The 26,506-nt window shown below is 65.5% G+C and carries 18 protein-coding genes; 11 read left to right on the plus strand and 7 right to left on the minus strand.

The features are described 5' to 3' along the window. The first annotated feature begins 84 nt into the window (after positions 1 to 84). Together ACLBWL_RS10865 and ACLBWL_RS10870 are read left to right on the plus strand one after the other, a co-directional pair. Positions 85 to 1,590 (plus strand): glycerol-3-phosphate dehydrogenase, encoded by a 1,506-nt coding sequence (locus ACLBWL_RS10865; protein WP_447793485.1) that lies wholly within the window; start codon positions 85 to 87, stop codon positions 1,588 to 1,590. Beyond that, entirely contained in the window at positions 1,587 to 2,378 is a 792-nt protein-coding gene (locus ACLBWL_RS10870) for a DeoR/GlpR family DNA-binding transcription regulator (protein ID WP_447792885.1), read from the plus strand. Before ACLBWL_RS10865 ends, ACLBWL_RS10870 begins: the two co-directional genes overlap by 4 nt. Positions 2,379 to 2,403: 25 nt before the next feature. On the opposite strand, the gene ACLBWL_RS10875 is transcribed toward ACLBWL_RS10870, so the two are convergent. Next, on the minus strand, positions 2,404 to 3,093 hold the full coding sequence (locus tag ACLBWL_RS10875) for a hypothetical protein (protein WP_447792887.1): 690 nt from the start codon (positions 3,091 to 3,093) through the stop codon (positions 2,404 to 2,406). 592 nt (positions 3,094 to 3,685) lie between these two features. Here ACLBWL_RS10875 and ACLBWL_RS10880 point away from each other — a divergent pair. Beyond that, on the plus strand, positions 3,686 to 5,773 hold the full coding sequence (locus tag ACLBWL_RS10880; RefSeq protein ID WP_447792889.1) for a catalase: 2,088 nt from the start codon (positions 3,686 to 3,688) through the stop codon (positions 5,771 to 5,773). 151 nt (positions 5,774 to 5,924) lie between these two features. On the opposite strand, the gene ACLBWL_RS10885 is transcribed toward ACLBWL_RS10880, so the two are convergent. Beyond that, a complete protein-coding gene (locus ACLBWL_RS10885; RefSeq protein WP_447792891.1) occupies positions 5,925 to 6,305 on the minus strand; it encodes a hypothetical protein in 381 nt (126 codons plus the stop codon). Between the two features lie 107 nt (positions 6,306 to 6,412). After that, a complete protein-coding gene (locus ACLBWL_RS10890) occupies positions 6,413 to 7,585 on the minus strand; it encodes a methyl-accepting chemotaxis protein (RefSeq protein ID WP_447792893.1) in 1,173 nt (390 codons plus the stop codon). Positions 7,586 to 7,818: 233 nt separating this feature from the next. On the opposite strand from ACLBWL_RS10890, the gene ACLBWL_RS10895 reads away from it, so the two are divergent. The 5 genes from ACLBWL_RS10895 (at position 7,819) to ACLBWL_RS10915 (ending at position 15,154) form a co-directional block, all read left to right on the plus strand. Beyond that, positions 7,819 to 10,392 (plus strand): TonB-dependent receptor, encoded by a 2,574-nt coding sequence (locus tag ACLBWL_RS10895; protein WP_447792895.1) that lies wholly within the window; start codon positions 7,819 to 7,821, stop codon positions 10,390 to 10,392. A 9-nt stretch (positions 10,393 to 10,401) separates the two neighbouring features. Beyond that, positions 10,402 to 11,649 carry a histidine-type phosphatase gene (locus tag ACLBWL_RS10900; RefSeq protein ID WP_447792897.1) on the plus strand — a complete coding sequence of 416 codons (1,248 nt, stop codon included), beginning with the start codon at positions 10,402 to 10,404 and terminating at the stop codon, positions 11,647 to 11,649. 317 nt (positions 11,650 to 11,966) lie between these two features. Next, complete coding sequence (locus ACLBWL_RS10905) at positions 11,967 to 12,347, plus strand: DUF2946 family protein (protein WP_447792899.1); 381 nt, start codon at positions 11,967 to 11,969, stop codon at positions 12,345 to 12,347. Between the two features lie 100 nt (positions 12,348 to 12,447). Further along, a complete protein-coding gene (locus ACLBWL_RS10910; RefSeq protein WP_447792901.1) occupies positions 12,448 to 14,646 on the plus strand; it encodes a TonB-dependent receptor in 2,199 nt (732 codons plus the stop codon). 88 nt (positions 14,647 to 14,734) lie between these two features. Beyond that, positions 14,735 to 15,154 carry a MerC domain-containing protein gene (locus ACLBWL_RS10915; RefSeq protein WP_447792903.1) on the plus strand — a complete coding sequence of 140 codons (420 nt, stop codon included), beginning with the start codon at positions 14,735 to 14,737 and terminating at the stop codon, positions 15,152 to 15,154. On the opposite strand, the gene ACLBWL_RS10920 is transcribed toward ACLBWL_RS10915, so the two are convergent. Together ACLBWL_RS10920 and ACLBWL_RS10925 are read right to left on the minus strand one after the other, a co-directional pair. Further along, on the minus strand, positions 15,144 to 16,490 hold the full coding sequence (locus ACLBWL_RS10920) for a sensor histidine kinase (RefSeq protein ID WP_447792905.1): 1,347 nt from the start codon (positions 16,488 to 16,490) through the stop codon (positions 15,144 to 15,146). The two genes, ACLBWL_RS10915 and ACLBWL_RS10920, sit on opposite strands and share 11 nt — an antisense overlap. Then, complete coding sequence (locus ACLBWL_RS10925; RefSeq protein WP_447792907.1) at positions 16,487 to 17,161, minus strand: response regulator; 675 nt, start codon at positions 17,159 to 17,161, stop codon at positions 16,487 to 16,489. The genes ACLBWL_RS10920 and ACLBWL_RS10925 overlap by 4 nt, the downstream gene beginning before the upstream one ends. A gap of 118 nt (positions 17,162 to 17,279) precedes the next feature. Between ACLBWL_RS10925 and ACLBWL_RS10930 the strand changes: the two genes are divergently transcribed. Genes ACLBWL_RS10930 through ACLBWL_RS10940 form a run of 3 tightly spaced genes read left to right on the plus strand, consistent with a single transcriptional unit; the run spans position 17,280 to position 23,145 of the window. After that, on the plus strand, positions 17,280 to 18,542 hold the full coding sequence (locus ACLBWL_RS10930) for an efflux RND transporter periplasmic adaptor subunit (RefSeq protein WP_447792908.1): 1,263 nt from the start codon (positions 17,280 to 17,282) through the stop codon (positions 18,540 to 18,542). Beyond that, complete coding sequence (locus ACLBWL_RS10935; RefSeq protein ID WP_447792910.1) at positions 18,539 to 21,727, plus strand: efflux RND transporter permease subunit; 3,189 nt, start codon at positions 18,539 to 18,541, stop codon at positions 21,725 to 21,727. The genes ACLBWL_RS10930 and ACLBWL_RS10935 overlap by 4 nt, the downstream gene beginning before the upstream one ends. Then, the gene (locus ACLBWL_RS10940) at positions 21,724 to 23,145 is read left to right on the plus strand and encodes an efflux transporter outer membrane subunit (RefSeq protein ID WP_447792912.1); all 1,422 of its coding nucleotides are present in this window, start codon (positions 21,724 to 21,726) and stop codon (positions 23,143 to 23,145) included. Before ACLBWL_RS10935 ends, ACLBWL_RS10940 begins: the two co-directional genes overlap by 4 nt. A gap of 42 nt (positions 23,146 to 23,187) precedes the next feature. Here the strand turns inward: ACLBWL_RS10940 and ACLBWL_RS10945 are convergent, their stop codons facing one another. After that, on the minus strand, positions 23,188 to 23,844 hold the full coding sequence (locus tag ACLBWL_RS10945; protein ID WP_447792914.1) for a hypothetical protein: 657 nt from the start codon (positions 23,842 to 23,844) through the stop codon (positions 23,188 to 23,190). 246 nt (positions 23,845 to 24,090) lie between these two features. Next, positions 24,091 to 26,460: a TonB-dependent receptor gene (locus ACLBWL_RS10950; RefSeq protein ID WP_447792916.1), complete on the minus strand. Its 2,370-nt coding sequence runs from the start codon at positions 26,458 to 26,460 to the stop codon at positions 24,091 to 24,093. Positions 26,461 to 26,506: the final 46 nt, after the last annotated feature.

Here is a 26,506-nt window from a genome sequence, read left to right on the forward strand (position 1 = left end):
GGAAAGACCGTCAATCCTTTCGTTTGGCTTCGTTATCGAGTAAAGCGCAAGCAACCGAAAGTGAAAGGCTGTGCCGTGCGTTCAATACCATCCACGGAGTACGACCTGCTGATCGTCGGCGGCGGTATCAACGGCGCGGGGATCGCGCGCGATGCGGCGGGGCGCGGCCTGTCGGTGATGCTGGTCGAGCAGGACGATCTCGCCAGCCATACGTCGTCGGCATCGACCAAGCTGATCCACGGCGGGCTGCGCTATCTTGAATATGGTGAGTTCAGGCTTGTGCGGGAGTCGCTGATCGAGCGCGAGCGGTTGTGGGGGATGGCGCCGCATATCATCTGGCCGCTTCGCTTTGTCCTCCCGCAGACTCAATCGCCGCGGCCCGCCTGGATGGTGCGGCTTGGGCTGTTCCTTTACGACCATCTCGGCGGACGCAAGCGACTGCCGGGAACCGAGACGATCGCGCTCGACACATCGCAGTTCGGCGAAGGGCTGGCTGCGAGAACGGGGCGGGCGTTCGTCTATTCGGATTGCTGGGTCGAGGACAGTCGGCTGGTCGTGCTGAACGCGCGCGACGCCGCCGATCGTGGCGCCGAGATCCGCACGCGCACGCGACTGGTTTCCGCCCGGCGCGATGGCGACGCCTGGACCGCGGCGATCGCCGACGCGACCGGCGAGCATCCGGTCCGCGCCAAGGCGCTGGTCAATGCGGCCGGACCTTGGGTCAGCGACGTTCTCGGTCGCGCGGCGGGTGTCCGCAGCCAGAGCAAGGTGCGGCTCGTCAAGGGCAGCCATATCGTCGTGCCGCAACTCTATGACGGCGCGCACGCCTTCATGTTGCAGAACGAGGATCGCCGGATCGTCTTTGCCATTCCCTATGAGGGCAAGTTCACGCTGATCGGTACGACCGACCTGCCGTGGGATGCGGCACCCGGTACGCCGGTTATCAGCGAGGCGGAGACGGACTATCTGATCGCGACCGTCAATCGCTATTTCACGCGTACGCTGACGCGAGACGACGTCGCGTGGAGTTATGCCGGGATCCGCCCGCTGCACGACGACCATGCCGGCAACGCCTCCGCAGTGACGCGCGACTATGTGCTGGATCTCGATGCTGGTGGGGGAAGGGCACCGATGCTGAGCATCTTCGGGGGCAAGATCACGACGTATCGCAAGCTTGCGGAGCATGCGATGGCCGAACTTGCCAAGGTGATGCCCGCTATCGGCCCGGCGTGGACGGCAGGCGCGGCGCTGCCGGGCGGTGATATTCCGGATGCGGATTTCGATCGGTTCGTCGGCGAATTGACAGCGGGGCGGCCTGGACTGCCCCCCGCATTACTGCACCGGTTGGCGCGCGCGTACGGCACCGAGGTCGACGCGCTGCTCGGCGACGCCACCGATGCTGCCGCACTCGGCGAAGATTTCGGCGGTGGGCTGACGCGGTGCGAAGTGGATTACCTGATTGCGCGCGAATGGGCGCAGACGAGCGAGGACATCCTGTACCGGCGCGGCAAGCTGGGGCTGCATGCGCCGACGGGGACGGCGGAGCGCCTGGCCGCGTATCTCGCAGACCGTCTGTCGACCTGTACATGACCGCGTCGCCGTTCGAACACGCGGTGATCCGCCACCGCCGAATACTCGACCTCGCGCGCCAGACCGGAAGCGTCACCGTCGAAGCCCTCGCGGCGGAGTTCGGCGTTTCGTCGCAGACCATTCGCAAGGACCTGAACCAGTTGTCGCGGGTGGCGATGCTGTCGCGCGTGCATGGTGGCGCGGTGACGACATCTGGGGTCGACAATCTCGATCACGGCGCCCGGCGGCAGGTCGCTTCGGCGGCAAAAGCCGCGATTGGCGCAGCGGCGGCGCGATTGATCCCCGACGGTGCCAGCCTGTTCATCACCATCGGCACCACCACCGAGGCGGTCGCCCGCGCGCTGACCGGTCATCGCAACCTGCTGGTGATCACCAACAATCTCAACGTGGTCGACATCCTGCGCGGCACGCCGTCGGTCGAGATCCTGATCGCAGGCGGCCGCGTCCGCGCCGCCGATCGCGCTGTGGTCGGCGCACTGGCAATGGATTTCATGCGCGGCTTCAAGGTCGATTTCGCGGTCATCGGTGCGTCGGGGATCGAGGGCGACGGTACGTTGCTCGACTTCGACGTCGATGAAGTGCGGGTATCGCAGACCATCATCGCGCAAACGCGCAAGGTCGTTCTAGCGGCGGACAGCTCGAAGCTCCGCCGCTCCGCGCCGGTCCGGATCGCGGGGCTCGAGGCTGTCGACTATTTCGTGACCGACCGGCTCGACGATCCGGACATTCTAGCGGCGTGCCAATGCGAGAATGTCGAGGTCGTGGAGGCGTCAGGCAAGGCACGGTAACCGGACTCGTATTCTGACGGTTGCGTCAAAGCCGGCAGTCGGGGCTGCAGCCGGCTTTCTCCGCGACGTTACCCTCCACATAGGGGTTCTCGAAAAGCCCGGTGGCGAACTTGGCAGTTATGATCGGCCGGATGGCATCGTCGATCCGTCCTTCTAAAACACGGCCCCCGCGGACGGCAGCGAGGATCGATGCCGGCGTATCGGAGGCGCTGAACCTGGCGGGAGCCGCCGCCGAGGGCTTGTTCGGACCGGTGCTGATCGTGATCGGAATGCCAAGGCGTGACGCCTCGCCGATCGCCTGGACCGCGTTGGTCTGCTCGGCGAATTGTCGCGGGGGTAGCGCGAGCGGGGTGACGAAGCGGGTGATACCTTGCTGCCGGACCAGAGCCCCTATCCGCGTCAGGTCATAGCCACGCGGCGACCCGCCAGTCCCGATACCCGGCAGCGACATCTGCACCATCGTCCCCGCCTTTTCCGCCAGCGTCATGCGACCGATCAGGTCGCTGGTCCGTCGCTCGGCGGGAAGCCGCCAATCCTCATACGCGGCCAGCCGGCCATTTCGGTCGAGATCGCGAAAGCGGTGACCGTCGATCGTCAAGATCGGTCCCGAGCTACTCTTGATCTGCGGATCGGTACCTGGCGACGGCATGAAGAACAGTCCGGCGGGTATTGCCGCACCAATCAACCAGATCGACGACAGCCGACGGTCGTTCATGACCCGATCGTCGGGTTTTGAAAGCCGTTTTGCGTAAGATCTTCGTCGAGCGCTGGCGAGGTAGCAATCGCCGCGAGAAAGACACGTGCCGGGGCCGGGTACACCCTAACGACCGGCAGGATGGGCGCGGTACCACCGGCCCAGAATATCGTTCCGGTCACTCGTCTCTCCCAGACACTGCACCTGCCCCTTTCCGGGAGCCATCAACACATGCATCAAGTGGGTATTACTGGTCCGGACTACGGAAGAGCAAGTTCTTAGTAACTAGCTGAAATCTTTAATTTACAATAAACCGACCATATGACGCCGATCCGAGACTAATTGGACTTTGGTTCGATAGGTCCTGTGACTTATACGGGGGTCAATCCTGGCGGTAATCGCGCCTGCATGGCACGGTACATCTGCCGTCTGGTCGCCGTGTAACTCCAATTCGCGTACCGGGACCGAGCGCAGCCCTCGCATCACTGCATATTCGTTACGGTCGGTGATCGAAAATATTGAAAATGCTGCGGTTGGCGGCGTTTGGTTAAGATGTGGGCGCAACCTTTGCCGTTCCCGAACCGTTCCCCATCGGCATGACACGAGGATTCCCATGACCGACTTTACAGATCGCAATTCTGGTGCGGGCGGCGAGACCCATCAGGTCACCGATGCCGATCATCCGGTTCTGACGACCAACCACGGCACTCCGATTTCCGACAACCAGAACCAGTTGAAGGCCGGTGCCCGCGGTCCTGTGTTGCTTGAGGACGAGGCCTATCGCGAGAAGATCAACCATTTCGACCATGAGCGCATTCCCGAGCGGATCGTCCACGCGCGCGGCAGCGCGGCGCATGGCTATTTCGAATGTACCGAAAGCCTTGCCGACATCACCGTCGCCGATCTTTTTCAGAAGAAGGGCCAGCGGACCGAGGTATTCACGCGCTTCTCGACCGTCGCCGGCGGCGCGGGCTCCGTCGACACCCCGCGTGACGTGCGCGGCTTCGCCGTCAAATTCTACACGCGCGAAGGCAATTGGGACCTCGTCGGCAACAACATCCCGGTGTTCTTCATTCAGGATGCGATCAAGTTCCCCGACCTGATCCACGCCGCGAAGATGGAGTCCGACCGCGGCTATCCGCAGGCCGCGACCGCGCACGACACGTTCTGGGACTTCATCAGCCTGATGCCCGAAGCGACCCACATGATCATGTGGGCGATGTCGGACCGCACTTTGCCGCGGACCTTCGCGAACATGGAAGGCTTCGGCGTCCACACGTTCCGGATGATCAACAAGGAGGGCAAATCGACCTTCGTCAAGTTCCACTGGAAGCCCAAGGCAGGTCTCGCGTCGACGATCTGGGACGAAACCGTCAAGATTGCGGGTGCCGATCCCGACTTCCAGCGCCGCGACCTGTTCGAGCGGATCGACCGGGGTGACTATCCCGAGTGGGAACTGGGTCTCCAGCTGTTTGACGAGGAGTTCGCGAACAGCCAGCCGTACGACGTGCTCGATGCGACCAAACTGATCCCCGAGGAAGTCCTGCCGGTGAAGATCGTCGGGCGGATGGTGCTCGATCGCTATCCCGACAATTTCTTCGCCGAGACCGAGCAGGCCGCGTTCGTGCCGAGCCATGTCGTACCCGGCATCGGCTTTTCGAACGATCCGCTGCTGCAGGGGCGGCTGTTCAGCTATACCGACACGCAGCTATCGCGTCTCGGTTCGGTCAACTTCCACCAGCTGCCGATCAACGCGGCGAAGGGACGAGCATCGTCTGCCGGCAGCCCGTTCATGAACCAGCAGCGGGACGGTCACATGCAGATGGCGGTTCCCAAGGGGCGCGCCAATTACGAGCCGAACAGCCTTGCGAAGGCAGGGGAAGAGGCCGGCGCACGGGAGGATCCTGACAAGGGCTACAAGACGTTCCCGTCGGATGAGGAAGGTCAGAAGCTGCGGATCCGTCCGGAGAGCTTTGCCGATCATTACAGCCAGGCGCGGCTTTTCTTCCGGTCGATGGACCCGGCCGAGCAGGCGCATATCGCGTCGGCGATCGTGTTCGAACTGTCGAAGGTTTCGCTCGATCACATCCGGATCCAGATGATGGCGAACCTGCGCAACGTCGACGAGGATCTGGCGCAGCGCGTCGCTGCCGGCTTGGCGATGGACTTGCCAGAGGCTTCGCCGACCGCAGCCCCGGTCCTCGACATGGATGTCTCGCCCGCACTGCGGATCATTCGCGGTCCGCTCGAGAAGCACACGCTGGAAGGTCGCACGGTCGGTATCCTGATCGCCGACGGCACCGACGCCGGTGAACTGACCGCGGTGAAGGATGCGATCAAGAAGGCTGGCGGTCAGGCGATGACGATCGCCCCGAAGGTCGGCAAGGTGCCGCTGTCGGACGGATCGTCGATCGCTGCGGATGCCCAGTTGTTCGGCCAGCCGTCGGTGACGCTGGACGCATGCGCGGTCATCTTGAGCAAGGAAGCCTGCGCGAAGCTGGTCAAGGAAGGCGCGGCTGTGCAGTGGGTCATGGATGCTTTCGGGCATCTTAAGGCGATCGGTCATAACGCGGATGCCAAGCCGTTGTTGGACAAGGCCGGCGTCGAGGCGGACGACGGTGTGGTCGATCTCGGTGCATTCGTCGAGGCCGCGAAAAAGCGTTACTGGGATCGCGAGCCGAACGTCCGGACTCTCGCGTAATCGCCAAAGTGTCGCTTCGACAAATGTCGAAGCGACACAAGGTCGAGCGGATCCTCCGCACGATAAAAAACCACGCTCGGCTTGGACGAGCGTGGTTTTTTTCGATTTGGGCCAGATCAAACCGGGCTGGCAGAACCCGCCCGGCTCGACGTCAATTCTTCTTACGCGCGCGCTTTGGGCTTGCAGCAGCTTCGACATCCTCGGCCTCGTCGGGTGCATCTTCGCCCGCTTCGGTAAGTGCCTCGCCCAGTGCCTGTAGCTTGTCCTGCGACTTGTCAGCCTTGTCCGCGATCTTGGTCGTTGCCGTACCCAGGCGATGCAGCAGCGCGTGGATGCGGTCGGCGTCGGGCTCGCCCTTTTCCAACTGCTTGCGCAGTGCCGCGAGATCACGCAAAATCCCCTTGGCTCCCGGCGTGTCGACCTCTGCCAAAGCGGACTCCCAGTCTTCGACGATGTCGGCACCCTTTGCCGGCTTGGTGGTATCGAGCCCGCGATTGATCGCGTTCATCGTTCCTGCAAATTTGACGGCCATATTCACTCTCCGCAGCCACTAATTGGCAGCCGTAAAACGACGCGGCTCCGCTGAAATATCCGTTTAATCGCACCAACCTCGATCAGTGTCGGATAGATTTCGACCCGTCATCCCCGGATCGATCTTTGGCCATAGTCCAGAACATTTGCGGCGGTCCCGGTAGCATCCCTGATCCGGCTCGAGAGCAATTTCACTTCGTTCGCCACCACCGCGAAACTCTTGCCGCGCTCGCCCGCGCGCGCTGCCTCGATCGATGCGTTGAGCGCCAGCATTGACGTTTGCCGCGTGACGGCGCCGATGTCCTCGACGATCTTCGCCAGTTCCGACAAGGTGCTTTCGTGCGCCAGCCGGCGCGTCTCCGCTTCTTCTCGAAACCGCTGCGCGCGATCCGACTCCGTCTGTTCCGCCACGCGCATTGCGGTCACGTCGGTCGCCGATTTGACGATCTTCACCACCGCGCCGTCCTGGTCGAGAATGGGATTGTAGGTCGCCTGAAGATGGACGTCGGCGCCGGCCTTGGTCTTGCGGCGAAATTCCCGCTGCGCGAATCGCCCGGCACGAAGGTTCGCCCAGAAATCCACGTATTCCTGTGACGTGCGGTCTTCGTGCGAGCACAGCATGCTGTGGTGTCGGCCGACAAGATCGTTCGTCGTGTAGCCCATCGTCTTCAGGAAATTGCGGTTGGCGGTGACGATTGTCCCGTCGACCGTCATTTCCAGCCAGCATTGCGACCGATCGATCGCCTCCAGTTTACTCCTATATTCGGCACTGTCGGCGAGTTCGCGATCCGCGCGTTGCAGCGCGGCACCATTCAACAACACCGAGGTCTCGAGCGCGTAAAGCGCGTACAGCGAATGTGTCAGCCGTGACAATTTGGCCGTGTCGCCAGCGAGCGCCGTGCATAGACGCGCATGGCGTGCGTGATAGCTTCGCAGCAGGCTCGCACCGAACGCGACCTCGGTGGTTCGGTCCATGCTGCTCGCGCGGCCCCGGCGAAGTATCTTGCCGATGAGTTTCTGGTCGATGCCGCCGGTGAATTTGAGCTCGGTATAGTCGATGTCGCGTCGGACAAGGTCTTCGATCCGGTCGGGAGCAAGACGATACGGCGTGGCGTTCCCCGCAAACGGTTCCCAGAAGCGGCGGACGTCGAGTTCCACGCCGTCCTGGATGAACGGCCAGATTTCGCGGAGGTCGGTCTCGAGGGTTCCGTCCGGATCGAACGCCGAGCGGAGGTCGCGCACGTCATCCTCGTTGAAATTTGAATCGCTGGTGATCGTCATCTCGGCCTCGTTTCGTGGCGACGGCGTAGCGCGATACAGTCAAAATGGTGTTAAGCCCCACTAAAGCGGTGTCTTTCCCGAACGCGCCGCCGCGGCGCGATCTGGCTGGGATACGCTTGCTGGACACTGTCGCCCCACGCTGCCGCCGGGTGACTTTGATCTGTCACGATACCGTCGCCGATCTGTCGCAGGCGATCGGTAGTCGAACCTCGACTGGGGCGGGGATTGTAAAGATGAACGGGATTTCGAAAGCTGCGTTGGCGGCAGGCGCGGCGCTATGTGCGCTTCAGGACGTTCCGGCCCAAGCGCAGACTGCGCCAACGCCACCGAAGGAGTCGGCTGCACCCGACGACATCGTGGTGACGGGCACCCGCGCCGGCGAACGCAAAGCGATCGAGGAAAAGCGCACCGCGAACAACTTCGTCGAGGCGGTCTTCGCCAACGACGTCGGCAAGCTGCCCGACCAAAACGTCGCCGAAGCCGTACGCCGGCTGCCGGGGCTGTCGGTCGCCAACGATCAGGGCGAGGGGCGGTATGTCATCATCCGGGGGATCAACCCCGATCTGGTCAACGTCACGCTGAACGGCATGACACTACCCGCGCCCGAACCCGAGGGCCGACAGGTCAAGCTCGACGACATCCCCTCCGCACTGATCAGCGCAGTGGTCGTCACCAAGTCGCTGACCGCGGATCAGGACGCCAACGCGATCGGCGGATCGGTCGATATCCGCACGCTGTCCGCATTTGACCGCAACAAGCCGTATTTCGCCGACGCCCGCGCAGCCTATGGCTGGTCGCGGCTCAACGGCAAGCATCCGTATGAAGGCGACATGCAGGTTGGTGGGCTGTTCGGCCCGGATCGCCAGTTCGGCGCGGTGCTGTCAGTCAATTATTCGAAGCGGCCGATAGAGTCCGAGAATTTCCAGGGCTCGACCAACTGGCGCGCGCCGGTGCCCGCGAATGGGTTCGTGGTGCCCGATCAATATGGTCTGCGCGATTACAACCTGACGCGGACCCGCAAGGGCGCGGTGCTCAATCTCGACTGGCGGCCGAGCGATACGACCAAGTTCTTCCTGCGCGGCACCTATTCGGCGTTCGACGACAACGAGACGCGCGACCAGTTCATCATCGACAACGAGTCCGCCTTCTCGAACCAGACGGCGACCACTGGCCGGTTCCGCGGCCGGGGCAGCGTCCGTGTGCGGCGGCGCGAGGAGAAGGACAACACGAAGTCGGTGCAGGGCGGCGGCGAGTTCGATCTCGGGCCGGGCCATCTGTCGCTGTCGGGTGGCTATGCGCGTGCCGAGAAGCGCGATCCGCTCCGCTCGGAATACAATTTCCGGACCGGCGGCAGCGCGCTGACGGTCGATTACGACGTGTCCGATACGCCCTATGTCTTCGCGCCGACCGCGACATTGGCGCAGACCGCCTACGGGTTCAACAGCGTCAATTACGACCAGCGTCTCGCGGTCGAAAAATTGACGCAAGGCCGGGTCGACTATGCCATCCCGCTGGGGATCGGCTCGGACTCGGTCGTCAAGATCGGCGCCAAGTATCTCGACCGCCACAAGACCAACAACCGCGACTATCTGACCTACAGCCTGACCAGCGGGCGGACGTTCACGCTCGCCAACGTCTCGTATCTCGGCGACACCAGCTTCTACGGCAACGATTATAGTTTCGGCCCGCGGATCGGCTACGACACCGCGCAGGCGTTCCTCGCGGCCAATCCGGGCACCGTCACGCTCAACACCGCGGGTTCGATCAACAACAGCCTCGCGAACGATTACGACGTGAAGGAGCGGATCATCGCCGGTTATGCGATGGCGACGCTGAAGTTCGACAAGCTCACGCTCGTCCCCGGGGTCCGCATCGAGCAGACCCGCGACCGCAGCCAGGCCAAGCTGATCACCGCGTCGTCGTCGCTTACCTCGGGGTATAACAGCTTCGGATCGAAGCAATATACCGACGTGTTTCCCGGCCTTAACGCGCGGTACGACCTGACCGACGCGCTCGTCGTGCGCGGCGGCGTGACGACCGCGATCGGGCGGCCGAACTATGCGCAGCTCGCCCCCTATGTCTCGGTCGATCAGACGACGTCGCCCAACTCGGTCGCGCAAGGCAATCCGAACCTGAAGCCGTACAAGGCGCTCAATTTCGACGGCGCCGTGGAATATTATCTGCCGGGGCAGGGGTTGATCTCGCTCGGCGGCTTCTACAAGAAGCTCGACGATCCGATCTATGCGCAGTCGCTGCTCGGCCAGACCGGCACATTTGCGGGGCAGGCGCTGACCAACGCGACCATCTCCACGCCGCTCAACATCGACAAGGCGAAGGTCTACGGGATCGAAGCCAACCTGCAGACGCGCTTCACCTTCCTGCCGTCGCCGCTCGACGGTTTCGGCGTGGCGGCGAACTACACGCGGATCTGGGGCAATGGGAACGGCACGATCCTCGGCGCGCCGTCGCGGACCGGCGACATCCCGCTGTTCCAGCAATCGAAGCATGTCGGCACCGCGCAGATCTTCTACGAGAAATACGGGTTCGCGGTGCGCGCCGCCTATTCGTATCGCTCGGCGTATCTCGACACGCTGGGCGCGACCGCCGCGCTCGACCAATATACCGACAATAATGGCCAGCTTGACGTCAACGCCAGCTATCAGGTCTCGCCGGAGCTGACCTTCTTCGCGAGCGCGACGAACCTGACCGATGCGCCGTGGCGTCGCTATATCGGCAGCAAGGCGCTATTGGTGGAGCGCGAGCGCTACGACATGTCGGTGCGCTGGGGCGCGCAACTCCACTTCTAGGATTCTGCCATGCGATCGATTCTCTCCACCGCCGCCGCGGCGATCCTGCTCGCCTCGACGGGATCTGCCGCCTTCGCGCAGGCGGCGGTGCCGGCCGGGTTGCACGTCGACCGGGTCGTGATGCTGATGCGCCACGGCGTCCGTCCGCCGACCAAGTCGCCGCCGATGCCCGAAGGCACGGCGACCGAGGCGTGGCCCGAATGGCCGGTCAAGCCGGGCTATCTGACCCCGCACGGTGCCGATGCGCTCCGCCTGCTGGCCGCCGCCGATCGTGCCGCCTTCATCGCCGACGGTGTCCTGCCGCGGACCGGGTGCGGGACGATGCGGATCATCGCCGACAGCGACCAGCGGACCATCGCCACAGCGCAGACCTGGGGTGCCGCGATCGCCCCCGGTTGCGCGCTCGATCTCGCGCATCGCCCGCAGGACGTCGCCGACCCGATCTTCTCGCCGATCGACGAAGGCGCTGTTCCATTCGATGCGGCGGCAGCGCGCGCGGCCGTACTCGACGATATCGGCCTCGCGGGTATCGCGGGCGAAGAGCGTCGCCTGCGCCCGGTTCTGTTGCGGCTCGATGCCATCCTGTGCGGGGCGGCGCGAACCGCGTGCGGCATCACCCGCGAGCCGTCGACGCTGGCCCCGATCAAGTCCGGCGCCCGACCTAAGCTCGCCGGTGCGCTCGACCGCGCCTCGACCGTCGCGCAGATCCTGCTGCTCGAATATGCCGACGGCAAGCCGATGCGCGAAGTCGGCTGGGGGCGGGCCACCGCGGCCGACATCGCCCGCGCGTCCGAGTTGCACGCAGTCGAATTCCGCCTGCTCGCACGGCCGCAATACGTCGCCGCGCGCGGGCTTTCCGGGATCGGCGACCTGATGCGACAGGCGATCGGCGATCCGCGCAAGGATGCGCCGGCGATCACGATGCTGTCGGGGCACGATACCAACGTCGCCAATCTGGGCGGCCTGCTCGATCTGCACTGGCGTGTGCCGGGGCTTGCGGCGGACGATCCGTCGCCCGGCGGCGCGATCCTGTTCGAACGCCTCGCCGACCAACAGGGGAAACTCTACGTGCGCGCGGTCTATCGCTCGCAGACGCTCGATCAGATCCGTAACCTCACTGCGTTGGGTGGTGTGGCGAAACCGTACCGCAGCGTCATGCCGATCGTTGGCTGCTCCGCGCGCGGCGTTCGCGGTCTTTGTACGCTGGCGGCCTTCGAGACGCTGATGAAGGACCGGCTGGTCGGCCAAGTCGGGTAAGGCGGACAGAATTGGACCGGCTCGAAATCTTGTTGTCCCTTCCCTGAGCGGTTCGCGCTTCTCTCTCTTTTAGGTACGGTGGAAGAGTCGCGGGCTGCAGTGGCGATCCACGGGAGCAGGCAATCGCCGCCCCGCGACATTCCTCCTGCACCGCGATGCAACATTGCTCTGCGGAGCGCGACGATGCAGATCCGCGAGCACGCTTGCGAACCAGCGGATTGGCGTATACGGGCCGACCGAATGTTACACTACAACATCACACGTAAGCACCGACCGTGAAGGCGGGCGGATGCGAGAGCGGGCAGCGGCCTGAGGGTATGCTGTTTCGGCAGGCGAACACCTGCGCGTTCCGTTTCGCCATGCTCATCGCGGCGCTGTTCGCGATCCTCGTGCAGGGTCTCGTCGTCCAGGCGCATACGCATGTGCACCGGAATATGGCGCCGATCGTCCACGCCGCCGGCGCGCAGGCCTTTACGGGTGCGGCCGATGACGGCTCGACGCAGCAGGACGAGACGGATTGCCCGTTGTGCTGGGAGTTGGCGCACGCCGACGCCTTCCTCCTGCCCGAAGACCCTGTTTTTCTCCCCCCCGCGACCAGCAAGATCTGGCTCGCCGCGCTGTTGCAATCGGTATCCGTCCGCAACGTGCGCTCGCACGCCTGGCGCAGCCGCGCGCCGCCGCTCCCCCTCCAAGCCTGACACTGTTTTCGCGGGTGCGGCGTCGACGAACGCCGGTCCGTACTGCGTCGGCGTCGCGTAAGCGCGATCCGTCGCCCTAGGTTCTTGGAGCTATTCAAAAATGCGACATCTTCTCCTGCTGGGCGTGGCCACGGCTGCGCCTTTCGCCCTGCTCGTTCCCGCCAGCGCGTCCGCACAGACCGCGTCCGCCGATACGACCGCCGCGCCGCAGGCCGGGACGCCGGTCCGGCCCGCCGATGCGACTCCTGCTCCTCCTGCCGGCGGCGACATCGTCGTAATGGCGCGGCGGCTCGATGCCGCGCGCGACGCGATCCTCCCGTCGCTGGGGTCGAGCGACTACACGCTCGATCGCGCGCTTCTCGAGCGCCAGCCGGGCGGTCTCAACCGCAGTCTGGCGCAAGTCCTCCTCCAGGCACCCGGCGTGACGCTCGATAGCTACGGCGCGATCCACGTCCGCAACGAGCACGCCAATCTCCAATACCGGTTGAACGGCGTCATCGTGCCGGAGAGCATCTCGGGCTTCGGCTCGACCTTCGATCCACACATCGCCAAGTCGATCGACCTGCTGACCGGGACTTTGCCCGCGCAATACGGCTATCGGACCTCGGGCGTCATCGATCTGAAGACCGAGAACGGCGCGTTCGAGAACGGCGGCGATCTCGGCTTCTACGGCGGCAGCCGCGGTACGGTCCAGCCGACCGCCAGCGTCCACGGATCGAGTGGCGGGCTCAATTATTTCGCCTCAGGCAGCTATCTCGAGAACGACCTCGGCGTCGAGAACCCGACCGCCTCGCGCGATGCGATCCACGATCATACGCGCCAGTATCGCGGGTTCGGCTATGTGTCCGACATCCTGTCCGAAACGAGCCGGCTGACCGCGTTCGGCGGCACATCGATCGGGTATTTCCAAATCCCCAACAACCCGGGGCAGGCGCCGGCGTATACGCTCAACGGCCAGTCGACGTATGACTCCGCCAAGCTCGACCAGAACCAGCGCGAGATCACGCATTACGGCGTGTTGGCCTATCAATATGCCGGCGATGCGTTCAATTTCCAGATCGCGCCGTTCATCCGCTATTCGCAGACCCGGTTCACCCCCGATCCCCAGGGTGGCGACCTGATCCTCGCGGGGGTTGCGGACACGTCGCGTCTGTCGAGCCTGACGGCGGGTGTGCAGGCCGACGGCAGCTACAAGCTGTCCGACAGCCATACCCTGCGCTTCGGCCTGTTCTTCCAGAACGAGCGGACACGGTCGAACGTCACCTCGCGGGTCTTTTCCGTCGATGACTCCGGGGCCCAGACCTCGGACGTGCCGCTGACGATCAACGATCGCGGCGGCCGGACGGGGCAGCTCTACGGCGTGTATCTGCAGGACGAATGGTCGCTGACCCCGACTCTGACACTCAACTACGGTGCTCGGTTCGACGCAGTACGCGCCTATTCCGACGAGCAGCAGCTGAGCCCGCGCGCCAACCTGGTGTGGAAGGCGGACCCCAGCACCGTGTTCCATATCGGCTATGCGCGCAACTTCACGCCACCGCCGCAGGAGCTGATCGCGTCGCCGACGCTCGCGCTGTTCACCGGCACGACCAAGGCGACCGAGATCACCACCGCCGACCCGGTGCGCGCCGAACGCGAGCATTATTTCGACGGCGGGGTCCAGCACACGTTCGGCTCGGCCTTCAAGCTCGGGGTCGACGCCTATTACAAGATCAAGCGCAACCTGCTCGACGAGGGTCAGTTTGGGCCGTCGCTGGTGCTGTCGCCGTTCAACTACGCAAAGGGCTATGCGTGGGGGACCGAGGTCACGGCCAGCTACACCAAGGGGCCACTCGACCTGTATGCCAACGTCGCCCGCGGGCAGGAGAAGGGCAGGAGCATCGTCTCGAGCCAGTATTTCTTCGCGCCCGACGAACTCGCCTACATCGCCAACCACTATATCTTCACCGACCATTCGCAGCGCTGGACCGCGTCCGCGGGTGGCAGCGTGTCGATCGACGACGGCATCGGCAAGCTCGTCCCCTCGGTAACGATGCTCTATGGCGATGGCCTACGCGCGGATGACCCCGCCGGCATCGTGCCCAATGGCGGCAAGCTGCCGTCCTACTTCACTGCGGATCTCGGGATCACGCAGAATATCGACGGGCCGGGCGTGCTGAAGGGGGTCGCGATCAGCTTCAACGTCACCAATATCGCCGACAAGACGTATCTGCTGCGTGACGGATCGGGCGTCGGGGTCGGCGCCCCACAATATGGCGCGCGACGCGGTGTGTTCGCGGGAATTCGCAAGAGTTTCTGAAACACCTGCGGCTTGCGGTCCGGCCACCGGCGAACCGCAAGCCGTATCACCGGCCTCTGACGGCGCTTATTTCCCGAGGAAACGATTCATGTCGCACGGACAGCATCTGGTCGACGCCCGCACCACCGACTGGCTGGAGCGGGTCGCGGTCGGCGCGTCCGCCGTGTGCCTGGTACATTGTATTGGTCTACCGCTGCTGCTCGCAGCGCTGCCGGCCTTGTCGACGATCGTCGCGGTGCCCGAGAGCTTCCATGTCTGGATACTCGGCTTTGCCGTGCCGGCGTCGGGGATCGCGCTGCTCCTCGGCTACCGGACCCACCGCGCCGGGCTGCCGCTGCTGGTCGGATGCGCGGGATTGGGGCTGCTTGCCCTTGGCGCGCTGCTTCTCCTCGGCGGGGCATTCGAGACGCCGGCGACGATGCTCGGCAGCCTGACTTTGGCGATGTCGCACGTGATGAACTGGCGACGACGGCACGATACCCCCGAACTAGCGTCGGTCACGCTCTAGGGTGGTCGCGATCCCCGGCTCGATCGAAGATCATCTCAAAACGCAGCCCCTTGCCGCCGCGGCCTTGAGCGACCTCCAGAACACCGCGATGCGCTCGCGCGACCCGGTCGACGATCGAAAGACCGATACCTGATCCCTCCGCGCGAGCGCCGTCGGCGCGCCAGAAACGATCTTTCAATCGGGCGAGACACCCGGCCGGCACGCCGTCGCCGTCGTCCGATACGACCAGGCGCCGATCCGGTCCGACGCAGACCGTGATCGTCGTGCCGATCGGTGTGTGGCGCGCCGCGTTGTCGACGAGGTTTTCGAGCGCGAGCGTGATCGCGCCAGGATACCCGAACAGGCTTGCCTGGCCCTCGGACGGGTCGTGATCGAGCGCGATGCTGCGGCCGCCGGCAATGATCACGGGCGCACGGTTGGCGACGACGGTTTCGGCCAGCGCCACCAGATCGAGCGGTTCGCCGCTTTCCTCGATCGGCCGTTCCAGATCGGCTAGTGCGAGAAGCTGGCCGATGACGCGCGCCGCACGATCGACCGACTCGAGCAGCGCGGCCTTCATCGCGGGATCGTCGATCGGGTCGGCGCGCAGCCGGATGATCGCCAACGGCGTGCGGAGTTCGTGCGCGACGTCGGCGGCGAACGCGGTCTGCGTCTTGAAGCCGCGTTCCAGACGATCGAGCGCCTCGTTGGTCGCGGCAGCCAGCGGTTCGACTTCGGACGGCAGCGTGCCGCGGGGTAGCCGCGTGTCGAGGGTGCGCGGACCGATCGCGGCGGCGGTGGCGGACACCGCCTCCATCCGCCGTGTCAGGCGCCGGGTCAGCAGCGCTCCGATGGTCGGCACCAGCGCGGCGATCGGTAGGATGAGGAGCGCGAACCGCTTGAGGAACGCGCTGACGATGTCGTCGGTGATCACTTCGGGCGCGGCATTGTCCTGCGACACCACGATCCAACGGGGTTCCCGCCCGTCCTTCGCGAGCGGCAGGCTGTACGCCTCGATGACGCCGCGGCGGAAAAAATGGCGACGCCCGTCGAGCGGAGCCGCAGCGACGATCCATGGGCGCTCGGGGCCTTGCAATTCGATCACCCGGCGAGCGCGATCGATGATCGCGACGGTCATGCCATCGGTCAGAACGTTGCTGCGCTCGGTCATCGACGGTCGTGGGGCAGCGGCGACCAGCGCCGCCTGGTTCTCCAGCAACCGCCGCTGATAATGATCGGCAGTGCTGTGGAGCAGCAGCGCGACGCCGAACGACAGCGCCAACGTCGCGATCAGCGCGGTCGCGGCGTGCAACAGCACGAACTGGCCCAACAGCGAGCGGGGCAGAGCGAGCTTCACGATTTCGCGACGATCATGTAGCCGACACCGCGCACCGTCTCGATCATCGCCCCGCTGTCCCCCTCCTCCAACCGCTTGCGCAACCGGTGGACATAGACCTCGACCGCATTCGAGCCGAGGTCTCCGCCGAGGCCGAACAGATGATCCTCGGCGATCCGCTTGGGGACGACGTTGCCGGCGCGCCGCAGGAGCAGTTCGAGCAACTCGGTTTCGCGCACCGATAGCGCGATCGGCGCATCGGCGGTGCGTGCGACGCGCGTTTCGAGGTCGAACGTCAGCCCCCCGCAGACCAGCGACCGACCGAGATACCCGCCCTGGCGCCGCAACACCGCGAGCAGGCGCGCGTGCAGTTCGTCGACGTCGAACGGCTTGACCAGATAGTCGTCGGCGCCTTCGTTCAACCCGCGGATCCGTGCATCGATCGTGCCGCGCGCCGTCAGGATCAGGACTGGCCGAGTGTCGCCACGTGCGCGCATCCGGTGGAGCAGCGCCAGTCCGTCCTCGTCGGGCAGCCCGAGGTCGAGCAGGATCGCCGCATAATCGGCATGCTGGAGAAACGCATCCGCTTCGTCCGCGCTGCGGGCCAGATCGACGGCCAGGCCGCGCGGGCACAGCGCTGCCGTCAGGGCTTCGGCGAGCGCGCGATCGTCCTCGATCAGCAATATCCGCATCGAACTCGTCCCCCCTGGCGATGCGCAATGCGTGCCGTTTCGGTGCAGTGCAGCATCCGTAAGCGCGCTGTAAGCCAGCGATCCTATCGGCTCCAGTCTAATCCCCAAGGGGCTGATTATGCACGCGACGACGACACCCGATACGCTTCCTCCGACCCGGGCCCTGTCGCGGGCGGCGCAACTGCGCTGGCTGGGGATCGCTGCGGGGGCGATCGTCGCCGTCGTGCTGGTCGTCATGCTGATCGGCAAGCTTACGCATCACGAGGCTGCGCCCGCTCCGGTAACGCCAGCCGGCACGTTTCGGCCGACCAAGGACCAGATGGCCGGGCTGACGACGATGCGCGTCGGTTACGGTGCGTCGGACGCGCGGACGCTCGCGACCGGTGCGATCACGGTCGATGGCGATCGGAGCACGCCGGTGCTGATGCCCTATTCCGGGCAGGTCGTCCGGGTGCTCGCGGATGCCGGCCAGCATGTGACGCAGGGCCAGCCGCTGCTGCTGGTGAAGACGAGCGATTTCGTCGATGCGCGCAGCGGCCTGTTCGCGGCGCGCGCCGCTGCGCAGAACGCGCAGGCGCAGCTTGCGACCGCCGAGCGGACCGCCGAACGCCAGCGGCTGATCTACGAGACGGCCGGTGGCGCGCTGAAGGATTATCAGCAGGCCAAGACCGATCTGGCGGCGGCGCAGGCGACTGCGCGCACGGCGCAGGCGGCACTGGGTGCGGCGCGCGACAAATTGTCGATTCTCGGCAAGTCGCAGGGCGAGATCGCGCGGCTGGAAAATGTCGGCGAAGTCTCGGGCATCCATGACGTGACCACGCTGCACGCGCCGATTTCCGGGCTGATCGCGTCGCGCGACGTGTCGGCGGGGCAGTATCTGTCGCAGGGTGGCGACAAGCCGGTGATGACGATCACCGATCCGTCGCGCGTCTGGCTGATCGCGCAGCTCGCCGAGGGGGATGCGAGTGCGGTGCATGTTGGCGACAGCGTGACGGTCACCACGCCCGCGCTGCCGGGGCGCAGCTTTCATGCGACGATCGATCTGGTCGGCGCGGCGCTCGATCCGCAGAGCCACCGCCTGCCGGTGCGCGCGACGATCGCCAATCCCGACGGCGCGCTGAAACCGCAGATGTTCGCAAGTTTCTCGATCGAACGCGCGCACAATGGCGATGCGTTGCGCGTGCCGGCGGCGGCGGTGATCCACGAAGGCGACGACGCCCGTGTGTGGGTGGTACGCCCCGACGGATTGCTGGTGGCGCGAACCGTGACGGCGGGTGAGGAGCAGGACGGTCAGGTGACGATCACCGCAGGCCTCAAGTCCGGCGAGCGGATCGTCACCGCGGGCGCGCTCTTCGTCAACGAAGCCGGTCTCGGCGAATGAACCGGATCGTCGAATTCGCGCTGCGTCAGCGGCTGCTGATCGTCGGCATCTTCCTCGCCATGCTGGTGGCGGGGGGCGTCGGCTTCTACAATCTCAACATCGAGGCGTATCCCGATCCGGTCCCGCCGATGGTCGAGATCATCACGCAGACCCAAGGCCTATCGGCCGAGGAGATGGAGCGTAACGTCACCATCCCGATCGAGGTCGGCATGGCAGGCATCCCGCATCTGACCGCGATCCGCGCGATCTCGCTGTTCGGGCTGTCGGACATCAAGATCCAGTTCAGCTACGACCTGACCAACGACGAGGCCAAGCAACAGGTCATCAACCGCCTGTCGCAGCTCCCGCCGCTCCAGGGTGGCGCGCAGCCGACTTTGTCCCCGACCAGCCCGGTCGGCGAGATCTTCCGCTACAAGATCACCGCGCCGAAGGGCTATTCGGTGATGGATCTCAAGACGCTGCAGGACTGGGTTCTCCAGCGCCGGTTCAAGCGGATCCCGGGCGTGATTGACGTCACCGGCTGGGGCGGCAAGCTGCGCACCTACGACGTGGTGATCGACAATGATCGCCTCGCTGCGCACAACGTCACCGTGTCGCAGGTGCTGGCCGCGCTCGCCAAGAGCGACGGCAATGTCGGCGGCCAGACGATCAACTTCGGCGCGCAGGCGGCGATCGTCCGCGGCATCGGCCTGATCCAGTCGGTCGGCGGTATCGAGAACGTGCTCGTCGGCACCGGCGGTGGCCAGCCGGTGTTGCTGAAGGACGTCGCGCACGTCCGCATCGGCAACGCGCCACGGCTCGGCATCGCCGGCTACAACGACCAGGACGATATCGTCCAGGGCATCGTCCTGATGCAGCGCGGTGCGCAGTCGATGCCGACGATCCTCGCGGTGCAGAAGGAAGTGTCCGACATCAACGCGTCGGGTATCCTGCCGCCGGGCGTGCATCTCGACCGGATCTACGATCGCTCCGACCTGATCCACCTGACGATCCACACCGTGCTGGAGAACATGGTGGTCGGCATCCTGCTGATCTTCGCGCTCCAGTGGATCTTCCTCGGCAATCTGCGCAGCGCGATCATCGTCTCGGCGACGATCCCGTTCGCGCTCGCCTTTGCGATCCTGATCCTCGTCTTGCAGGGGGAAAGCGCGAACCTGCTCTCGGTCGGCGCGCTCGATTTCGGGCTCGTGGTCGATGCCTGCGTGATCATGGTCGAGAACATCTTCCGCCACATGGTCGAACGGTCCGCGCATGTCGAAAGCGGGAAGGGGCATTATACGCTCGCCAACCGCTTCTCGGCTGTGCTGGGCGCCAGTTCCGAGGTCAGCCGCGGGATCTTCTTTGCCGCCGCGATCATCATCGCGAGCTTCCTGCCGTTGTTCACGCTGACCGGCGTCGAGGGTCATATCTTCGGGCCGATGGCGAAGACCTATGCCTATGCGATCACCGGCGGGCTGATCGCGACCTTCACGGTCGCGCCGGTGCTGGCGACGATGCTGCTGCCCGACAAATTGTCGGAAGTGGAGACGTGGATCGTCGGCAAGCTGCGCCGCGTCTACGAGCCGGCGGCGGCGTTCGCGCTCGGCAACCGGGTCGTCGCGATCGGTGGCGCACTGCTGCTGATGGCGGTCGCTCTGGTCGGCGTGCGCTCGCTCGGGATCGAGTTCCTGCCGCATCTCGAAGAGGGCAACATGTATATCCGCGCGACGCTGCCCGCATCGGTCAGCCTCGAGGCGGGGCAGCCGGTGGTCAACGGCGTCCGCCGCATCCTGACGCAATATCCCGAGGTACAGGCAGTCCTGTCCGCGCATGGCCGCCCCGACGACGGGACGGACTCCACCGGGTTCTTCAACGCCGAATTCTTCGTGCCACTGAAGCCGTTCGACACCTGGCCGAGCGGCGTCACCAAGGAAACGCTGACCGAGGAACTGTCGAAGCGGCTTAGCGCCAAATATCCGGGCGTCGACTTCTCGTTCTCGCAGATCATCGAGGATAACGTCGAGGAGGCGGCGTCGGGCGTGAAGGGCGCGAACTCGATCAAGCTGTTCGGTCCCGACCTGCCGACGCTCGAGAAATACGCCAACCAGATCAAGGCGCAGATGGGCAAGGTCCGCGGGATCGAGGACCTTGGCGTATTCCAGTCGCTCGGCCAACCGACCGTGCGGATCGACGTCGATCGCGCGCGTGCCTCACGCTACGGGCTGACCCCCGACGACATCAACGCGACCGTCGCCGCGGCGATCGGCGGCCAGTCGAACGTCGACCTGTACGAGAAGGGCACCGATCGCCACTTCCCGATCGTCGTTCGCCTGAAACCCGAACAGCGCGACACGATCGACGCGATCCGCCGGATCACGATCGGTGCGCCGTCGCCCGATGGCGCGGGCACGATCCAGGTGCCGCTGTCGGAAGTCGCCGACGTCAAGCTGACGACGGGTGCCTCGTTCATCTACCGCGAGCATCAGGAGCGCTACATCCCGATCAAGTTCTCTGTCCGCGGGCGCGATCTCGGCGGGGCGGTCGACGAGGCGCATGCGCGGATAAGCCAGACCGTGCACCTGCCGTCGGGCTATCATCTCGAATGGGCAGGCGAGCTCGACAATCTCAACAACGCGGTCGCGCGATTGGAAGTGGTGGTGCCGATCAGCCTGCTGGTGATCCTGCTGCTGCTGTATGCGAACTTCGGCTCGATCCGCGACAGCTTGCTGGCGTTCTCGGCGATCCCGATGGCGATCATCGGCGGCGTGCTTGCACTCGCGCTGACCGGGACCGCGTTCAGCATCTCGTCGGCGATCGGCTTCGTCGCGCTGTTCGGGATCGCGGTGATGGACGGGATTCTGGTAGTCACGACGTATAATCAGGCGATAGACGAAGGGCTCGCGCGCGAGAATGCGCTGGCGACCACCGTCCGTCACAGCCTGCGTCCGGTGGTGATGACGTGTCTGGTGGCCGCCATCGGCCTGCTGCCCGCCGCCTTGTCCAGCGGGATCGGCAGCCAGGTGCAGAAGCCGCTCGCGCTGGTCGTGGTCGGCGGGATGACGCTCGCGCCGATCCTGATCCTGCTGGTGCTGCCGGTGCTGATCGCGCGCTTCTCGAAGCGCGTGCCGCCCGAGGATCGCGGCGCGCATGGCCGTGATGTCGGGCACCATCCACATACCGACGGTCACGGGGAGGTTCAGGCATGAAGCGTCTTGCGATCCTCCTGCTGGCGGGAGCGACCGGCGCCTGCACGATGGGCCCGCGCACTCTCGACGCGCATGCCAGCCTGCCGCCGGTTCCCGCGCCGCAGACCATCGCGCCGATCAGCGGTGCGGCGCAGGCGACCACGCTCGCGACCGTCCCGGCCGAGTGGTGGCGCAGTTTCGGCAGCGCGCAGCTCGACACGCTGGTCGACGAAGCGCAGGTGCACGCGACCGATATCGCGGTCGCCGAGGCCATTTTGCGGCAATACCGCGAACAGGGTGCCGCGACCGCAGGCTCGGCGCTGCCGCAGGTCGACGCCAGCTATCAGGCGCAGCGTACGCGGATCTCGAACGCGCTGTCGCCGGCGGTCGCCGATCAGAACCAGCAGCTCTACACGCTGCACACTGCACAGGTGACGGTGAGCTACGATCCGGACCTGTTCGGCGGCACGCGGTCGAAGATCCGGTCCGCGCGCGCGGCAACCGAGACGCAACGGCAAAGGCTGGCGGCGGCGCGTACGACGGTGATCGCCAATCTCGTCGAGGCCGTGATCCAGCGCGCGTCGCTCGCCGATCAGATCGCGGCGGCGCAGACCGGCATCGCAGTCAATCGCGACATTCTCCAGACGTTGCTCAAGCGGCAGCAGCTCGGGGCGGTCGGTGCGGTCGACGTCTCGACGCAACAGGCCGCGTTGGCGACCGCCGAGGGCGCGCTGCCGCCGCTGGTGCGTGCCGAGGCGCATCAGCGCGTGGTGATCGCGACGCTGATCGGGCGGGCGGCGGGATCGGACCTGCCGCCGTTGCCGACGCTGGCGTCGCTGACCCTGCCACATGATCTGCCGTTGGTGGTGCCGTCCGATCTTGTCGCGCGGCGGCCCGACGTGCTGGCGGCGCGCGCGCAACTCGAAGGGGCAGGGGCCGATGTCGGCACCGCGATCGCCGCGCGATTGCCGGCGATCACGCTCAGCGGCGAGGCTGGCGGGACGGCGGAGCGGTTCGGCGACATGTTCAAGAGCGGCAACCCGTTCTGGTCGCTGATCGGTGGGATCACGCAGCCGATCTTCCACGCTGGTGCGCTGCGGCATCAGCAGCACGCTGCCGAGGCTGCGCTCGAGGGAGCGAAGGCACAGTATCGTGCCGCGGTGCTGCAGGCGTTCGGGGATGTGTCCGATGCACTGACCGGCTTGCGCACCGATGCCGACGCGCTGGATGCCGCGACCCGCGCGACCGACGCGTCGGGCCGCGCGCTCGGGTTCGTCCGGCGTCAGTTGGCGCTTGGCGATGTCGGCACGCCAGCCCTGCTCAACGCTACCGCGACCGATGCGCAGGCGCGGTCGCAGGCGGTGCAGGCCCGCGCGGCACGGCTGTCCGACACGGTGGCGTTGTTCCAGGCCGCGGGCGGCGGGGTGGTTGGCAAGTAGGCGCACGGCTGATCGGGACGGTCGACCGTGCGACCATCTCGATCAGGTGCCGGGCTTTTCAACCCAGATGGTACGATGCGGCAGGTCGAGGACGATCCGCTTGCCTGCAAAGGCATCCCAACCGAACCAGCGGCCGCCCCGGCCATCGTCATGCACCGCAAGGGTCAGCGCGCCGTAGGCTACGGATCGAGCGACGCCGGCCGCTTCTTGCTTTCCGCTCGTGTGGAACGGGATCGAGGTAGCGCTCCAGCCGGCGGTATAGCCGTTGGCTGTCAGCGTCAGGCGGATCGGTGTGAAGCGGGTTTGCAGCGATGCCATCTCGGCCTTGCCGACCGCGGCGATCCGGCCCCGGACGAAGTCTAGCTGGACCGTCTCCTGCATCAGGACATCGCGGCCGACCTCCAGCATCGTACCGTCCGGTTCAGCTGGCCCGAACCGCGCCTGTGAAATCGGGTGGTACGTCGCACGCAGCTTGACGTCGATCGCCGGGTGCAGCGGCAGCGCGGCAGTCGTCGATGTGCGCGCAGACGGGTCGGGCATATGCGGCAGGCGCTTGGCGAGCGGCTCGGCGATCAGGCTCGTCGCGGTATCGGGATCCAGGATGGCCTTGACGGCGATCGTCCGCACCATCGCCGCGATGTGGAGACCCGAGGGCGTGACCATGATCTGGTCGGACTGAATCGTGTGCCAGACGGGCATGGACAACATCCTTGTTGCGGATGTCGCGACAAGGCGGGGTGCCTTCCCGACAGGATGTCCGGGCGATACCGGTCACTGGCCCGGTCACCGGACTATCCCGGAACGGCGCGTCGCGACGATGCATTCCTAATGCCGCGAGCGACTTACAGACGCCTTACGGGCGACCTGTGCGGAGGATGGTTTTCACCTCCGTGCATAGTGCGAGGTGAGGCGGATCACGCGGGTCGCGCGTGATCCGCCGGCCGTTCAGAAGCCTTTCTTCAGCGACACGAAGAACTGGCGGGGCGTGCCGGCGAGCAGCGTCTGGTTGTCGCCGCTCGCGGTGAAGCCGTTCGAGCCGACTGTCGAGACGTACTTCTTGTCGGTCAGGTTGGTCACGCTGCCGAGGATCGACACGCCGTGCCGCGCGCCGTCGCCCTCGAACCGGTAGCCGATGCTCGCATCGACGAGCACACGGCCCGGCACCGACTGGTCGTTGAGATAGGTGAAGTAGCGCTTGCTCATGTAATCGGCGCCGATGCGGCCGGTGAAGCCCGATTGCTCGACGACGACCTCGCCCTTGAGCATGTGCTCGGGGCTGTCGACCGCCATCTTGCCGTCGGTCGCGACGAGGACCGCGCCGTTAGCGGACAGCACGTTGTCGGCGTATTTCGACTTGTTGTACGAGTAGCTGGCGAACAGCGAGAGCGGCGTGAAGATGCGGTAGTTGACTGCGACTTCGGCGCCGTAGGTGTGGACGCTGCCGACGTTGTTGAGCGTCGCAGGGTTGCCGATGATCCCGGCGCCGTTGGAAAAGCCTAGCAGGCGGTTCGAGAAGTCGATGTAATAGCCGACCGCCGAGGCCTGGAACGGACCGGACCGATAGCGCAGGCCGCCTTCCGCCGTCTTGGAGCGCTCGGGCTTGAGCTGGCCACGGATCGCGTCGAACCCGGCCTGGGTCGTCGAGAACGGGCCGGCGGTCGCCGAAGAGACGTAGGCGCGGACGTTTTCCTTATAGTCCGCGAAGACCTCGGCGCCCGGCGTCAGCTTGAACAGGATGCCGGCTTGCGGCTGGAACCAGTCCTTCGCGCTGATCTTGCCGACCGCGAGCGGCGAGGTGGTCGCCGGCAGCATGATCGCGCGGTTGGTGACGTAGAAGCCCTTCCAGCCGGCGTTCAGCACCAGGCGATCGTCGGCGAGGCGGATCGTGTCGCCGACATGATACTGGATGGTGTCGGTGGTGTATTTGCCGTCCCACTGCGTGGCATAGGGGTTGCTCTGGAATTCGAGCGTATCGCGGTTCGGCGTTGGGCTGTCGGTCATCCCGTAGAACCGGCGCGCCTGCGTGAAAGTGTTGGTCTCGTACCAGCCGCCCAGCTCGAGCGTGTTCGCGCCGTGAACATAGGCGAGATTGCTCAACGCACCGCCGCGCTTCATCGCGTATTCGGTGGTGCGGAAGCCGAGCGGGCTGGGTGCGGTGATCGGCGTGCCGTCGGCGTTGGCGGCACCCGCCGGGGTCGGCGAATAGGGCGTGATCCACGACCCCTGGCCCTTGTTGTCGTGATAATAGCCGGTCGTGGTGAGCGTGAGTTCGGGCGTCAGATTGGCATCGAACGTGACGCCGCCAAGATAGTCGCGGCGCAGACCGCCGGCGTCGTAATAGGCATCGTCGACCGTGCCGAAACCGGTCGGGAAGGTCGTGCCGGCGCCGGCCCAGGGCTGGGTCTTTCCGGCTGCGACTGCGGCCTGATTCTGCGCGACCTTGGCGATCTGCAGCGCGAGCGGGTAATCGCCGGCGATGTTGTCGTTGCCGAGCCCGCGGCGGCGGATGATGTCGAGGCTGAGATCCTGGTAATCCTGCTCGCGGCGATCCGAGAAGTTGAGGAACGCCGTCAGCGAGCCGAGGCTGCCTAGATCCTTGACGATCTTGCCGTTTGCCTGGTGCTGGCGCTGGACGCCGTCGCCCTTCCACTTGTCGGTGGTGAGGTAGCCGTAGCTCAGATAGCCTTTGAACCCGCCGCCGAGATCGCCGCTGTCGATGCGGGCGAACGCGCGGTAGGTGTTGTCCGACCCATAGGTGCCGCCGCCGGTGACGTTCATCACGTCGCGCGGCTTGTCGCTGAAGAACTCGATCGTGCCGCCGAGATTGCTGGTCGAGGCTGTGCCGAGCGCGCCGGCGCCCTGCGCGACATCGGTGCGCGCGACGTTCTCCGAGATGATCGCGCGGCTGATGTGCAGGCCGTTGACGTTGCCGTAGCTCATGTCGCCGAGCGGCACGCCGTCGAGCGTGAAGCCGAGCTGGTTCTGGTTGAACCCGCGCAGCGAGATCCGCACCGCCCATTCATAGGCCCCGAACGGGTCGGCGGCCTGGAAATTGACACCGGGCAGCTTCTCGATCGCCTTCAACGGGCTCGATCCCGGCGTTAGGCGAGCGATATCGGCGGCGTTGACGCTCTGGACCTGGCGGCTCTGGCCGAAGCCGAGCACGACGATGTCACCGCCGGCGCCTTCCGCTTCAGCGGGTGCTGCCGTGGCGGGCGTGTCGGTAACGGTCTGTGCCGACAGTGGTGCGGCGAACGCACAGGCTGCGAGGACACAGGGGGCGGCGCCTGCGAGCAGGCCGGAAAGACGGTTCATGGTGGTTCCCCGAGCCGCTGTACTGCGGCTTCTGGTTCGCCATTGC

This window comes from Sphingomonas sp. M1A8_2b, assembly GCF_053345535.1.

Coding starts and splice junctions, on each gene's coding strand:
- ACLBWL_RS10895 (WP_447792895.1), top strand. CDS start 7,819: ATGAACGGGATTTCGAAAGCTGCGTTGGCGGCAGGCGCGGCGCTATGT.
- ACLBWL_RS10875 (WP_447792887.1), bottom strand. CDS start 3,093: ATGAACGACCGTCGGCTGTCGTCGATCTGGTTGATTGGTGCGGCAATA.
- ACLBWL_RS10940 (WP_447792912.1), top strand. CDS start 21,724: ATGAAGCGTCTTGCGATCCTCCTGCTGGCGGGAGCGACCGGCGCCTGC.
- ACLBWL_RS10950 (WP_447792916.1), bottom strand. CDS start 26,460: ATGAACCGTCTTTCCGGCCTGCTCGCAGGCGCCGCCCCCTGTGTCCTC.
- ACLBWL_RS10900 (WP_447792897.1), top strand. CDS start 10,402: ATGCGATCGATTCTCTCCACCGCCGCCGCGGCGATCCTGCTCGCCTCG.
- ACLBWL_RS10910 (WP_447792901.1), top strand. CDS start 12,448: ATGCGACATCTTCTCCTGCTGGGCGTGGCCACGGCTGCGCCTTTCGCC.
- ACLBWL_RS10930 (WP_447792908.1), top strand. CDS start 17,280: ATGCACGCGACGACGACACCCGATACGCTTCCTCCGACCCGGGCCCTG.
- ACLBWL_RS10885 (WP_447792891.1), bottom strand. CDS start 6,305: ATGGCCGTCAAATTTGCAGGAACGATGAACGCGATCAATCGCGGGCTC.
- ACLBWL_RS10905 (WP_447792899.1), top strand. CDS start 11,967: ATGCTGTTTCGGCAGGCGAACACCTGCGCGTTCCGTTTCGCCATGCTC.
- ACLBWL_RS10945 (WP_447792914.1), bottom strand. CDS start 23,844: ATGCCCGTCTGGCACACGATTCAGTCCGACCAGATCATGGTCACGCCC.
- ACLBWL_RS10915 (WP_447792903.1), top strand. CDS start 14,735: ATGTCGCACGGACAGCATCTGGTCGACGCCCGCACCACCGACTGGCTG.
- ACLBWL_RS10870 (WP_447792885.1), top strand. CDS start 1,587: ATGACCGCGTCGCCGTTCGAACACGCGGTGATCCGCCACCGCCGAATA.
- ACLBWL_RS10925 (WP_447792907.1), bottom strand. CDS start 17,161: ATGCGGATATTGCTGATCGAGGACGATCGCGCGCTCGCCGAAGCCCTG.
- ACLBWL_RS10880 (WP_447792889.1), top strand. CDS start 3,686: ATGACCGACTTTACAGATCGCAATTCTGGTGCGGGCGGCGAGACCCAT.
- ACLBWL_RS10890 (WP_447792893.1), bottom strand. CDS start 7,585: ATGACGATCACCAGCGATTCAAATTTCAACGAGGATGACGTGCGCGAC.
- ACLBWL_RS10935 (WP_447792910.1), top strand. CDS start 18,539: ATGAACCGGATCGTCGAATTCGCGCTGCGTCAGCGGCTGCTGATCGTC.